Annotated in this window: 10 protein-coding genes and 1 CRISPR repeat array; of the genes, 9 read left to right on the forward strand and 1 reads right to left on the reverse strand. The window is 71.2% G+C overall.

Going from position 1 to position 12,765, the window contains the following annotated elements; genetic code table 11:
- Positions 1-82 precede the first annotated feature (82 nt).
- The 8 genes from ABD224_RS13770 to ABD224_RS13805 all read left to right on the forward strand — a co-directional run bounded on the left by ABD224_RS13770 (position 83) and on the right by ABD224_RS13805 (position 10,759).
- On the forward strand, positions 83-1,087 hold the full coding sequence (locus tag ABD224_RS13770; RefSeq protein ID WP_344049816.1) for an ABC transporter permease: 1,005 nt from the start codon (positions 83-85) through the stop codon (positions 1,085-1,087).
- 2 nt (positions 1,088-1,089) lie between these two features.
- Positions 1,090-2,049 carry an ABC transporter permease gene (locus ABD224_RS13775; RefSeq protein WP_344049817.1) on the forward strand — a complete coding sequence of 320 codons (960 nt, stop codon included), beginning with the start codon at positions 1,090-1,092 and terminating at the stop codon, positions 2,047-2,049.
- A 6-nt stretch (positions 2,050-2,055) separates the two neighbouring features.
- Positions 2,056-3,057, forward strand: a complete 1,002-nt coding sequence (locus tag ABD224_RS13780; RefSeq protein WP_344049818.1) for an ABC transporter ATP-binding protein — start codon at positions 2,056-2,058, stop codon at positions 3,055-3,057.
- Positions 3,054-4,514 (forward strand): ABC transporter ATP-binding protein, encoded by a 1,461-nt coding sequence (locus tag ABD224_RS13785; RefSeq protein WP_344049819.1) that lies wholly within the window; start codon positions 3,054-3,056, stop codon positions 4,512-4,514. The genes ABD224_RS13780 and ABD224_RS13785 overlap by 4 nt, the downstream gene beginning before the upstream one ends.
- A 125-nt stretch (positions 4,515-4,639) precedes the next feature.
- Positions 4,640-5,296, forward strand: a complete 657-nt coding sequence (locus tag ABD224_RS13790) for a trimeric intracellular cation channel family protein (protein WP_344049820.1) — start codon at positions 4,640-4,642, stop codon at positions 5,294-5,296.
- 118 nt (positions 5,297-5,414) lie between these two features.
- A complete protein-coding gene (locus tag ABD224_RS13795; protein WP_344049821.1) occupies positions 5,415-6,275 on the forward strand; it encodes a thioesterase family protein in 861 nt (286 codons plus the stop codon).
- Positions 6,276-6,436: 161 nt separating this feature from the next.
- Entirely contained in the window at positions 6,437-7,606 is a 1,170-nt protein-coding gene (locus ABD224_RS13800) for a cysteine desulfurase family protein (protein ID WP_344049822.1), read from the forward strand.
- A 325-nt stretch (positions 7,607-7,931) separates the two neighbouring features.
- A CRISPR array of direct repeats spans positions 7,932-9,976; the repeat unit is 29 nt; unit sequence CTGCTCCCCGCGCACGCGGGGATGGCCCC.
- A gap of 201 nt (positions 9,977-10,177) precedes the next feature.
- On the forward strand, positions 10,178-10,759 hold the full coding sequence (locus ABD224_RS13805; protein ID WP_344049823.1) for a hypothetical protein: 582 nt from the start codon (positions 10,178-10,180) through the stop codon (positions 10,757-10,759).
- A gap of 146 nt (positions 10,760-10,905) precedes the next feature.
- Here ABD224_RS13805 and ABD224_RS13810 read toward each other — a convergent pair whose 3' ends face one another.
- The gene (locus ABD224_RS13810; RefSeq protein ID WP_344049824.1) at positions 10,906-11,568 is read right to left on the reverse strand and encodes an N-acetylmuramoyl-L-alanine amidase; all 663 of its coding nucleotides are present in this window, start codon (positions 11,566-11,568) and stop codon (positions 10,906-10,908) included.
- A gap of 60 nt (positions 11,569-11,628) precedes the next feature.
- Here ABD224_RS13810 and mnmA point away from each other — a divergent pair, with 60 nt between their 5' ends.
- Positions 11,629-12,765: a tRNA 2-thiouridine(34) synthase MnmA gene (gene mnmA, locus ABD224_RS13815; RefSeq protein ID WP_344049825.1), complete on the forward strand. Its 1,137-nt coding sequence runs from the start codon at positions 11,629-11,631 to the stop codon at positions 12,763-12,765.

Below are 12,765 nucleotides of genomic sequence, written 5' to 3' on the forward strand. Positions count from 1 at the left end.
ACGGGGGTCCGCCCGGCCGTCGTAACCCGGCGGCCGGGCGGGTCCGTTCATGTACGACAACACCAAGAAAGGGGCATGCGGGGTGCTGCGTCTCGTTGTACGAAGACTGCTCCAGCTCATACCCACGCTGCTCGGCCTGTCGGTTCTGCTCTTCCTGTGGCTCAACCGGCTGCCCGGTGGACCCGCCTCGGCGATCCTGGGGGAGAAGGCCACCGAGGCCGAGGTGGCGCGCATCAACCGCGCGCTCGGGCTCGACCAACCCGTCTACGTCCAGTACTGGCGCTTCCTCAAGCGCATCACCGAACTCGACCTGGGGACGTCCACCCAGACCGGACAGCCGGTGTGGGACGAGTTCGTCCTGCGCTTCCCCGCCACCGTGGAACTGTCCCTCAGCGCGATGTTCCTCGCCGTGGCCGTCGGCGTCCCGCTCGGCTACTTCGCCGCGCGCAACCGCGGTGGCTGGCTCGACGTCACCGCCGTGTCCGGCTCGCTGGTCGGCATCTGCATCCCGGTCTTCTTCCTCGCTCTGATCCTCAAGGGCATCTTCGCCGTCCAGCTCGGCATCTTCCCCAGCTACGGCCGCCAGGAAACCGGCATCAACGCCACCGAGGTGACCGGCCTCGCCGTCCTGGACGGCATCCTCACCGGGGAGTTCGACGCCTCCTGGGACGCGATCATGCACCTGGTCCTGCCCGCCGTCGCCCTGTCCTCCATCCCGCTCGCGGTCATCGTGCGCATGACCCGCGCCAGCGTCCTGGAGGTGCAGGACGAGGACTACGTCCGCACCGCGGAGGCCAAGGGGCTCAAGCGGAGCGTCGTGCGCACCCGGCACGTGCTGCGCAACGCGATGCTCCCCGTGGTCACCACGGTCGGCCTGCTCACCGGCTCCCTGCTGTCCGGCGCGGTCCTGACCGAGTCGGTGTTCTCCTTCGGCGGGATCGGCTCCTTCATCCGGACCGCCATCGACGCCCGCGACTACCCCGTGCTCGTCGGGTTCATCATGTTCATCGCGATGGTGTACGTCCTGATCAACCTGCTGGTGGACCTGGCGTACAGCCTGATCGACCCGAGAGTGCGGGTGCACTGAGTATGAGTGTCGCCACCAAGACTGACAAGATCCAGCGCCTCGCGGAACTGACCGCGACCAAGGAGACCAGCACCGGCGCCAGCCTGTGGCGGGAGGCCTTCCGCCGCCTCAGGCACAGCAAGATGGCGATCATCGGCGCGGTCATCATCGCCGTGTTCGTCGTCATCGCGATCATCGGCCCCTACGTCGCCCCGCACTCCCCGACCGCCCAGACCTGGCGCGGCGAAGTCTTCCCCAACCGGGGCGAGTTCGTCGGCCCGCGCGCCGGCAACTGGTTCGGACTCGACCACATCGGCCGGGACATGTTCTCCCGCATGCTGGTCGGCGCCCGCCAGACCCTGCTCGTCGGTGTCGTCTCCACCCTGATCGGCCTGTCCATCGGCTTCCTGATCGGCGGTCTCTCTGGAGCCGCCGCCACCCTCGGCGGCAACGCCGGCAGGCGCGTCGACTCCGTCATCATGCGTCTGATCGACATGATGCTGGCGCTGCCCTCGCTGCTGCTGGCCGTCTCCGTCGCCGCCGTCATGGGCCAGTCGCTGGCCACCGTGATGATCGCCGTGGGTGTGGTCCAGGTGCCGGTGTTCGCCCGGCTGCTGCGCGGCTCCATGCTGGCGCAGGGCGGAGCGGACTATGTGCTCGCGGCCCAGTCCCTGGGCGTGCGCAAGCGGCGCATCGTGCTCTCGCAGATCGTCCCGAACTCGCTCAGCCCGGTGATCGTGCAGGCCACGCTCTCCCTGGCCACCGCGATCATCGAGGCGGCCGCCCTGTCCTACCTGGGTCTGGGCAACCCCGACCCGGCCGTTCCCGAGTGGGGCGTCATGCTCGCCCAGGCGCAGCGCTTCTTCGACAACGCGCCGATGATGGCGGTCTACCCCGCCGTCGGCATCATCGTCACCGCCCTCGGCTTCACCCTTCTCGGAGAGGCCATGCGGGAAGCCCTCGACCCGAAGCTGAGGGGCTGAACCACCATGTCTCTGCTTACTGTCGACGAACTGACCGTCACCTTCGAAGGCCGCGGTCGCAAGGCGTACCGGGCGGTCGACGGCGTCTCCTTCTCCATCGACCAGGGTCAGGTCGTGGGCCTGGTCGGCGAGTCCGGCTGCGGAAAGTCCGTCACCTCCCTGGCACTGATGGGCCTGCTGCCGGCCAAGGGCGTCACCATCGGCGGCCGTGCCGAGTTCGACGGCACGGACCTGTTCGCTCTGAGCCCGTCCGCCCGCCGCGACCTGCGCGGCAGCAAGATGGCGATGATCTTCCAGGACCCGCTGTCCTCGCTCAACCCGGTCGTGCCGGTGGGCGTGCAGGTCACCGAGATCCTCGAGCGCCATCGCGGGCTGAAGGGCGAGGCCGCCCGCAAGGAGGCCGCCCATCTGCTGGACCGGGTCGGCATCCCCGACCCCACCCGGCGCCTGAAGGAGTACCCGCACCAGCTCTCCGGCGGCATGCGCCAGCGCGCCCTGATCGCCATGGCGGTGGCCTGCGCCCCGCGTCTGCTCATCGCCGACGAGCCCACCACGGCCCTCGACGTGACGATCCAGGCGCAGATCCTGGAGCTGCTCAAGGAACTGGTGGACCAGGAGGGCACCGCCCTGCTGATGATCACTCACGACCTCGGCGTCGTCGCCGGTCTGTGCGACCAGGTCAATGTGCTCTACGCGGGCAAGGTCGTGGAGTCCGCCGGCCGCCGTGAGCTGTTCGCCCACCCCACCCACCCCTACGCGCACGGACTGCTGGGCTCCATCCCGCGTCTGGACGCTCCCCGGGGCGAGCCGCTCAAGCCCATCCGCGGCTCGATCAACGACCGCATCGCCTGGGCCGACGGCTGCGCCTTCGCGCCCCGCTGCGACCGGTACGAGATGGGCTGCCTGACCGGCACCCCGCAGCTGACCGAGCCCCGCGCGGCCGGTCACCTGGTGCGGTGCGTCAACCCCGTGCTCGACGACGCGAAGGCCGAGGAGGTCCCCGCATGAGCCTGCTCGAACTGGACGGCGTCAAGGTCCACTTCCCCATCAAGAAGGGGATCCTGTTCGACCGCACGGTCGGCCATGTCTACGCCGTCGACGGAGTGTCCCTGAAGGTCGAGGCGGGGCAGACCTACGGCCTGGTCGGCGAGTCCGGCTGCGGCAAGACCACCCTGGGACGGGCGGTGCTGCGGCTGGTGGACATCACCGAGGGCTCGGTCGTCCTCGACGGCACCGATCTGGCGAAGCTGTCCGGCGAGGAGATGCGCCGCTTCCGGCGCCGGCTCCAGATGGTCTTCCAGGACCCGCTGGGCTCGCTCAACCCCCGGCAGAACATCGAGTCGATCCTGACCGAGGGCATGATCGCCCACGGCATCGGCAAGAACCAGGAGGAGCGCCGGGAGAAGATCAAGTCGATCCTGGAGCGGGTCGGCCTGCCCTCCAACGCCCTCTCCCGCTACCCGCACGAGTTCTCCGGCGGTCAGCGCCAGCGCATCGGCATCGCCCGCGCCCTCGTCCTCGAACCGGACGTCATCATCTGCGACGAGCCGGTCTCCGCGCTCGACGTGTCGGTCCAGGCCCAGGTCATCAACCTGCTGGAGGAGCTCCAGGACGAGCTCGGCCTGACGTACGTCGTCATCGCCCACGACCTCGCGGTGGTCCGGCACATCTCCGACACGATCGGCGTGATGTACCTGGGCTCGCTGGTCGAGGAGGCGCCGAGCGACGTCCTCTACGCCGAGCCCAAGCACCCGTACACCAAGGCCCTGATGTCGGCCGTGCCGGTGCCGGACCCGGACGTGGAGGACCGCCGCGAGCGCATCCTGCTCACCGGCGACCTGCCCTCGCCGGCCAACCCGCCCAGCGGCTGCCGCTTCCACACCCGCTGCCCCTGGGCCCAGGCCGAGCGCTGCGCGACCGAGCGCCCCGAGCTGCGGGACCTCGGCGGCGGCCACCGGGTGGCCTGCCACTACGCCGAGGAGATCGCGGCCGGAAAGCTGCGGCGGGTCACGGGCGAGGTCGTGTCGGCGGCACGCGAGGGCGCGGAGGACAAGCCGGTCTCCGAGGGGGCCAGGGCGGCCGGGAAGGCGGAGGCCTCGGAGAAGGCCGAGGAGGCCGAGGGAGCCGAGAAGGCTGCGAAGGCTGAGAAGGCTGAGGAGTCCGCGAAGCCTGAGAAGGCCGCGAAGGCCGCGAAGGCCGCGAAGACCGAGGGAGCCGAGAAGAAGGAGACCTCGGGGAAGGCCGCGACGGCTGAGAAGGCTGAGCAGGCTGAAAAGGCTGAGAAGGCCACGAAGGCCGAGGGAGCCGACAAGAAGGAGGCCCCGAAGAAGGCCAAGGCCGCGGAGGCGGAGAAGTCCGAGAAGACGGAGGCCCCGAAGAAGGCTCCGAAGAAGGCTCCGAAGACCGAGAAGACCGAAGGGGCCGAGAAGGCGGAGGCCTCGGAGGAGACCGAGAAGGCCGTGTGACCCGGCTCCCGGGTTTCCGCCGTGATCCGGGCCTTCGCCCGGTCAGCCCCCTCGGATAAAAAGCTCATCCCACCCCTCGCCTTGCTTTGTAAGGCGAGGGGTTCTTTCTGGGTGAGAATATTAGGGTGCTCCAGCAACTGTTCACCCCGTCCGTCCTGCACGCGCTCGAGCTGATCGGCATCTTCGTCTTCGCGATCTCCGGTGCCCTGCTGGCCGTGCGCAAGAACCTCGACGTCTTCGGCCTGGCCGTGCTCGCGGAGGTCACCGGTCTGGGCGGAGGGCTCTTCCGCGACCTGGTCATCGGTGCCGTGCCGCCCGCCGCCTTCACGGACCTGGGGTACTTCCTCACCCCGCTGCTCGCCACGGCCCTGGTCTTCTTCCTCCACCCGCAGGTGGAGCGCATCCAGGCCGCCGTCAACGTCTTCGACGCGGCCGGTCTCGGTCTGTTCTGCGTCGCGGGCACGATCAAGGCGTACGACTACGGACTCAGCCTCACCGCGTCGGCGACGCTCGGCCTGGCCACCGCCGTGGGCGGCGGGGTGCTGCGGGACGTGCTCGCCAACGAGGTGCCGTCGCTGCTGCGCTGGGACCGCGACCTGTACGCGGTTCCGGCGACCGTTGGCGCCACCATCGTGGCGCTGTGCATCCGCTACGACGTGCTGACCCCGTTCACCAGCGGTTTCGCCGCGACCACCGCCTTCGTCCTGCGGCTGCTCGCGATGCGGTACCACTGGCGCGCTCCGCGGGCCTGGAACCGGCGCTCGACGGTGCGGGAGGAGTAAGGCCGGCCCGCGCGGGCGCGGCCGGCGGCCTCACGGACCTGCGGGACAGAGGCCGGAACATTGCTCCTGTACGACCGAAAAGCTACCGCTTAGTAATTTCCTGTTGTACTGTTCACCCATGTCAGAAGCAGTCACCACCCAGGCCGCGGGAGCCACGATCGGCGACAGCGAGTTCGACCGTGACACCGCGGTCACCGAGCGCGCCCCCGGCGTGTACGACACCGAGCTCTCCGCCGGCTGGACCATCATCAACGCCGTCAACGGCGGCTATCTGCTGGCCGTCCTCGGCCGCGCCCTCGCGCACGCCCTGCCGCACCCGGACCCGTTCACCATCTCGGCGCACTACCTCACCGCGTCCCGTCCCGGCCCGGCCGTCGTGCGCACGGAGGTGGCCCGCACCGGCCGCACGCTCTCCACCGGCCAGGCCTCCCTCTTCCAGTACGACGAGGACGGCCGCGAGGTGGAGCGCATCCGCGTCCTGGCCACCTACGGCGACCTCGACGCCCTGCCCGACGACGTGCGCACCGCGGCGAAGCCGCCCGCGATCCCGCCCATGGAGCAGTGCTTCGGCCCGCAGGACGGCCCGGCCCCGGTCCCCGGCAGCTCGGCCATCACCGACCGGCTGATGCTCAAACTGGATCCGGCCACCCTCGGCTGGGCGCTCGGCTCGCCCTCCGGCAAGGGCGAGATGCGGGCCTGGTTCGGTCTCGCCGACGGCCGCGACCACGACCCGCTCTCCCTGCTGCTCGCCGTGGACGCGCTGCCCCCGACCGCCTTCGAGCTCGGCGTCAAGGGCTGGGTGCCGACCGTCGAACTGACCGTGCACGTCCGCTGCCGCCCGGCACCGGGCCCGCTGCGCGTGTCCACCACCACCCGCAACTTCGCCGGCGGCTTCCTGGAGGAGGACGCCGAGGTCTGGGACAGCGCCGACCGGCTGGTGGCGCAGTCCCGGCAGCTCGCGCGGGTCAAACTGGGCTGACGGCCGCCACCGGCCGGCCGGGCCGCCGCCCGGGTGACGCACCGGCCCTTGGTCCGCCCGGCCCTCGCCCAGGCGGACCAAGGGCCGGTGTCCGGGGCCTTTCGACACCCGCCGTCCTGAGCCGCGGGGCGGCCGTGAGCGGCCGTAGAATCGGCCTCATCATGGCTTACCTCGACCACGCCGCGACCACCCCCATGCTCCCGGAGGCGGCAGAGGCGCTGACCGCCGCGCTGGGGGTCACCGGCAACGCCTCCTCCCTCCACGCGTCCGGCCGCCGGGCTCGCCGCACGGTCGAGGAGTCCCGCGAAACCCTCGCCGAGGCCCTCGGCGCCCGCCCCAGCGAGGTCGTCTTCACCTCCGGCGGCACCGAGGCCGACAACCTCGCGGTCAAGGGCCTGTACTGGGCCCGCCGCAACGCCGACCCGGCCCGTACCCGCGTCCTGGCCAGCCCCGTCGAGCACCATGCCGTCCTCGACTCCGTCCACTGGCTCGGCGAGCACGAGGGCGCCACCGTCGAGTACCTCCCGGTCGACTTCTACGGGCGCGTCCACCCCGAGGCGCTGCGCGAGGCCATCGCCCGCAATCCCGCCGATGTCGCCCTCGTCACCGTCATGTGGGCCAACAACGAGATCGGCACCCTGCAGCCGATCCGTGAACTCGCCGAGGTGGCAGCCGAGTTCGGCATCCCGCTGCACTCCGACGCGGTGCAGGCCTTCGGTCAGGTCCCGGTCGACTTCGCCGCCTCGGGGCTGGCCGCGATGACGGTCTCCAGCCACAAGATCGGCGGGCCGTACGGCATCGGCGCGCTGGTTTTGAGCCGCGACCACAGCCCCGTGCCCGTCCTGCACGGCGGCGGCCAGGAGCGGCACGTACGCTCCGGCACCCTCGACGTCCCCGCGATCGCCTCCTTCGCCGTGGCCGGCCGGATCGCCGCCGAGCGGCGCGAGTGGTTCGCCCGCGAGATCGGCGCACTGCGCGACGAGCTGATCGAGGCGGTGCGCACGGCGGTCCCGGACGCGGTCCTCGGCGGCGACCCCTCACCGCAGGGCCGCCTCCCGGCCAACGCCCACTTCACCTTCCCCGGCTGCGAGGGCGACTCCCTGCTGCTCCTGCTGGACGCCCAGGGCATCGAGTGCTCCACCGGCTCCGCCTGCACCGCGGGCGTCGCCCAGCCCAGCCACGTCCTGCTGGCCACCGGCGTCGACCCGGACCTCGCCCGCGGCACCCTGCGCTTCTCCCTCGGCCACACCTCCACCCGGGCCGACATCGAGGCGGTCGCCAAGGCCATCGGCCCGGCGGTGGAACGGGCCCGGGCAGCGGGGCTGACGTAGAAACTTCGGGCCGGGTCGCCTTGCGGCCCACAGGCCGTGACCGATCGCTGCGCGATGGGCGGACAGCAGGGCCTTGCTCTCCACCGCAGGGCGCGTCGGTCCGGGCCCTCCAGGGTGGAGACGCCGATTCGGTGCGGCGCCGCCCCTCTTGCTGCCGTTGGTTCAGAGCGATCGGCAGACGCCGACACGGAGGCGCTCCTATGATCGGGTTCTCGACCAGATCTTTATGACAGGAACCCAATAGGGTGGTGTGGGGCTTTTGTCGGAATCGGTGAAACTCGTCAAAACCATGGGTCCTGCACTGTAAACTCGCAGGTCACGCACTCTGCTCCCCGCGCACGCGGGGATGGCCCCATCTTGGCACGGGCAAACTCCTTGGCATCCTTTCTGCTCCCCGCGCACGCGGGGATGGCCCCCAGATTGCCGAGATGTATGGCTGCTCTTATCACTGCTCCCCGCGCACGCGGGGATGGCCCCTCCGCATCGCGGGAAGGGACTACTGATGGTCGCTGCTCCCCGCGCACGCGGGGATGGCCCCGGATGCCGGAACCGTCGGCCGCAGCCATCGGGCTGCTCCCCGCGCACGCGGGGATGGCCCCTCCCCGCAGACCGACACTCCCGAGGACCCGATCTGCTCCCCGCGCACGCGGGGATGGCCCCAGAGATCTCTGCACTGGTCTCGCCGGGGTCAACTGCTCCCCGCGCACGCGGGGATGGCCCCTTGAGCTCGTCCAGGAGCCGATCCTTGGTCGGCTGCTCCCCGCGCACGCGGGGATGGCCCCCGGCGGGATGACCGGATCAGTCTCCGAGTAGTCCTGCTCCCCGCGCACGCGGGGATGGCCCCTCATGCCACCCTCCGCAGTGCCAGCGTGCACCCTGCTCCCCGCGCACGCGGGGATGGCCCCGTCCCCGTCATGTACTTCAGCGCCGACAGCAACTGCTCCCCGCGCACGCGGGGATGGCCCCCCCGATCCCAGGTTGCCGACATGATCACGGGTACTGCTCCCCGCGCACGCGGGGATGGCCCCTATAGCCCGGGCCAGGCCGGCTGGACGATCAACTGCTCCCCGCGCACGCGGGGATGGCCCCTACGGTGGCCTGACCCGACTCTGGGTCTTCGACTGCTCCCCGCGCACGCGGGGATGGCCCCTCTGCCCGGATCTGGTCAAATCGCCGGGCAGCACTGCTCCCCGCGCACGCGGGGATGGCCCCTAGAAGAGCGAGCAAAACCGGCCGAGATCGTTCTGCTCCCCGCGCACGCGGGGATGGCCCCCGCATCGGCACGTCGACCAACCGCGATGACCTCTGCTCCCCGCGCACGCGGGGATGGCCCCTGGCCGCCGCCGACGAGGGCCAGGGCGACGAGCTGCTCCCCGCGCACGCGGGGATGGCCCGCCGACGTGCCGCCGCGGAGCGGTGGCGCGCCCCTGCTCCCCGCGCACGCGGGGATGGCCCCGACACCATGATCACTGTCTGAGCGCAAGACCTCTGCTCCCCGCGCACGCGGGGATGGCCCCCCCGCGACCAGGCGAGTGGTCCGGGGGTGTCTGCTCCCCGCGCACGCGGGGATGGCCCCCTGTGGTGAGAACCATCGCGCTGCACCTTGTTCTGCTCCCCGCGCACGCGGGGATGGCCCCCGCCGCAGGTGGGTGACCCAGTGGGCGCGGCCCTGCTCCCCGCGCACGCGGGGATGGCCCCTGGCGCTCGTCGCCGCGGAGTCGGCACATGGCCTGCTCCCCGCGCACGCGGGGATGGCCCCAAGCACGCCACCACCGACCCCGCGTTCCGGGACTGCTCCCCGCGCACGCGGGGATGGCCCCTCCGCCACCTCGCCGTTCACCGGCAGCTCGAGCTGCTCCCCGCGCACGCGGGGATGGCCCCCACGCAGCCACCGGGCGGGCCCTCGCTGCGGACTGCTCCCCGCGCACGCGGGGATGGCCCCGACTTCACCGGCCACCAGGACGCCGACGGCCGCTGCTCCCCGCGCACGCGGGGATGGCCCCCGTGGCCTGACCGGCGAGGAGCGTCAGGCCTACTGCTCCCCGCGCACGCGGGGATGGCCCCTCCAGCTCCGTCGGCCGCCCTTCCGGACGCACCTGCTCCCCGCGCACGCGGGGATGGCCCCCGTGCACCGACTGTGTGGCTCGGTAGGTCCGTGCTGCTCCCCGCGCACGCGGGGATGGCCCCGACACCACGGAGCTGACCGCCGCCGAGCTGGACTGCTCCCCGCGCGCGCGGGGATGGCCCCGACGCGGAGGGCCTGGTCCAGGCCGCCGCCAACTGCTCTCCGCGCACGCGGGGATGGCCCCGAGACCTCGCCGAGGCGGGGCGCGCGATCGGCCTGTTCCCCGCACACGCGGGGATGGGCTCCCGGCCCACCCCTGCCGCCCCTCGCAGGGGATAAGGACTCAGCCCGAGGGGAATCACGGCCGAGTGAAAACAACGGGGTACAGGCAGAGTTGGTACCGCAGGCGGCTGCCTATCTGGTTACGGGCACTGGTCGTCCTCGCGGCTGGATGGGGCGTCCTTCTCTGCGGTCAGCAGGTCGCCGAAGGGTACAGGGAGACCTTGGTGTACCTCGACGCGCCGGTCTGCGAGGCCGGGAGTCAGAGGGGGAGCGGGGGCGACGACGAGGCGTGCGTGCGGCGCGAGGCGGGCACGGTGCTCGACCGTCGGAAGGGCGAGCATTGCTCCCACACCTACGACGGGACGAACGGAGGCAGCACCACGTGTACGCCGTACTACGACGTCAAGGTCCGGTGGCCCGGCCGCACCGCCTGGTTGTCGGTGGATTCGGAGATGTACGACAAGGCCAAGGCGGGCGACCGCACCGAAGTCCGGCTATGGCAGGGCGAGGTCGTGAAGCTGAAGGTACGCGGCCATACCCACTCCTACCTGACCTCCTCGCAGGAGGGGGTCATATGGTGGCTCACGGTGGGCTGCCTGATCCTGGCGACGGGTGCGTGGGGAGCGATCAGCGGGCGGCTCTCGGGCCTCTTCGCCTTCCCCAACTTCGGCTGGCTCTTTGTGGCCCCCGGGGTCGGAGTGCTCGGTTTCATGGCGTTGTTCGGTGGACCCCTTTGGGCCTGGGGCTTCACGATCCTGTGGACGGGGTTCGCGGTCTTCTGGATTGTGAGCGCCTGGCGGTTTTGACGAAGGCCCGCCCGGGCCAATGGCCAGCCCACTGTCCGCACTGTCTCTCGGGCATGGCCCGGCGGCCCGGGTGACGGAGTCGGGGAGCACAAGGTCCTTGCCCCGCTCACGTCCGTGTGCAGCTTTTTCAGGTTCGGGTCTCAGGTTCAGGTCCGCTTGGCATCCGCCTCGCGGACCATCCGTATGTACCGGTCCCAGTCCCAGTGCGGTCCCGGGTCCGTGTGGTCGGTGCCCGGCACCTCCACATGGCCAATGATGTGCTTCCGGTCGACGGGGATCTCGTACCGTGCGCAGATCCGGGCCGTCAGCCGCGCCGAGGCGGCGTACATCGCGTCCGTGAAGGACGAGGCGTCGTCGACGAATCCCTCGTGCTCGATGCCGATGCTCCGCTCGTTGTACTCCCGGTTGCCCGCGTGGAAGGCCACGTCCAGCTCGCGGATCATCTGGGTGATGCGCCCGTTCTTGCGGACGATGTAGTGCGCGGCGGCCCCGTGCCCCGGGTCCTGGAAGACCTTCACCGCGCTCGCGTAGCTGCCCTGGGTGACATGGATGACGACCCGGTCTATTCCGTAGTCGTACGGGCGGTCCGCCCGCCGGTAGTTCGCCGAGGAGGCGTTGATCCACCGGGCGCCCGCGAAGTCCACCGCGCCTTCCACCCGTGGTTTCTGCGCACCAGGCATTCGCCACCACAGCCGGGACACCCGGTCGCGTTCCAGGGCGATCCCGCCTCCCACGACCACCGCCGCCGCACCGATGATCAGTGCCCTCCGCCCCAGACGCCGGTTCGTCTCCTGTTTTTTCGCCCGCATGCGATCTTCAACGGTTGTCCGGCGGCCCCGGTTCCCGCACCCCCGTACCCTGGAAGGGCTATGACTGACACCCCGCGGCGCACCCGCCGCCTTCGCGTCCTCGCCGCCATGTCGGGCGGAGTCGACTCCGCCGTCGCCGCCGCGCGTGCCGTGGAGGCCGGCCACGACGTCACCGGCGTCCACCTCGCGCTCTCCGCGAACCCGCAGTCCTTCCGCACGGGCGCGCGGGGCTGCTGCACCATCGAGGACTCGCGCGACGCCCGCCGCGCCGCGGACGTCATCGGCATCCCGTTCTACGTCTGGGACCTCGCCGAGCGTTTCCGCGAGGACGTGGTGGAGAACTTCGTCGCCGAGTACCAGGCCGGCCGCACCCCGAACCCGTGCCTGCGCTGCAACGAGAAGATCAAGTTCGCCGCGCTGCTGGACAAGGCGCTCGCCCTCGGCTTCGACGCCGTCTGCACCGGTCACTACGCCAAGGTGGTCGTGCGCGAGGACGGCACCCGCGAGCTGCACCGCGCCTCCGACCTGGCCAAGGACCAGTCGTACGTCCTCGGTGTCCTGGACGAGAAGCAACTCGCGCACGCGATGTTCCCCCTGGGCGACACGGTCACCACCAAGGAGGAGATCCGCGCGGAGGCCGAGCGCCGCGGTCTCGCCGTCGCCAAGAAGCCCGACTCGCACGACATCTGCTTCATCGCCGACGGCGACACCCGGGGCTTCCTCGCCCGCCGTCTGGGCAAGGCCGAGGGCAACATCGTCGACGAGACGGGCAAGGTCGTCGGCACCCACGAGGGCGCGTACGGCTTCACCATCGGTCAGCGCAAGGGCCTGCGCATCGGCACCCCGGCCCCCGACGGCAAGCCGCGCTACGTCCTGGACATCTCCCCGGTGACCAACACCGTCACGGTCGGCCCCGCCTCCTCCCTCGACGTCACCGCTCTCACCGGCATCAGGCCCCGCTGGTGCGGCACGCCCCCGTCCGGTCCCGGCACCTACACGGCCCAGCTGCGCGCTCACGGCGAGGAGACGGAGGTCACCGCGGAGCTGGTCGGCGACGAGCTCCGGGTCACCTTCGCCACCCCGGTCCGCGGAGTGGCCCCCGGCCAGGCGATCGTCCTGTACGACGGCACGCGTGTGGTGGGCTCGGCGACCATCGCGTCCACGGTCCGGGCGAAGGCCGGGGCCACGGCGGGCTGA

Source organism: Streptomyces thermoalcalitolerans, assembly GCF_039525155.1.
GTDB classification, from domain to species: Bacteria; Actinomycetota; Actinomycetes; order Streptomycetales; family Streptomycetaceae; genus Streptomyces; species Streptomyces thermovulgaris.

Coding starts and splice junctions, on each gene's coding strand:
- ABD224_RS13775 (WP_344049817.1), top strand. CDS start 1,090: ATGAGTGTCGCCACCAAGACTGACAAGATCCAGCGCCTCGCGGAACTG.
- ABD224_RS13780 (WP_344049818.1), top strand. CDS start 2,056: ATGTCTCTGCTTACTGTCGACGAACTGACCGTCACCTTCGAAGGCCGC.
- ABD224_RS13785 (WP_344049819.1), top strand. CDS start 3,054: ATGAGCCTGCTCGAACTGGACGGCGTCAAGGTCCACTTCCCCATCAAG.
- ABD224_RS13795 (WP_344049821.1), top strand. CDS start 5,415: ATGTCAGAAGCAGTCACCACCCAGGCCGCGGGAGCCACGATCGGCGAC.
- ABD224_RS13800 (WP_344049822.1), top strand. CDS start 6,437: ATGGCTTACCTCGACCACGCCGCGACCACCCCCATGCTCCCGGAGGCG.
- ABD224_RS13810 (WP_344049824.1), bottom strand. CDS start 11,568: ATGCGGGCGAAAAAACAGGAGACGAACCGGCGTCTGGGGCGGAGGGCA.
- mnmA (WP_344049825.1), top strand. CDS start 11,629: ATGACTGACACCCCGCGGCGCACCCGCCGCCTTCGCGTCCTCGCCGCC.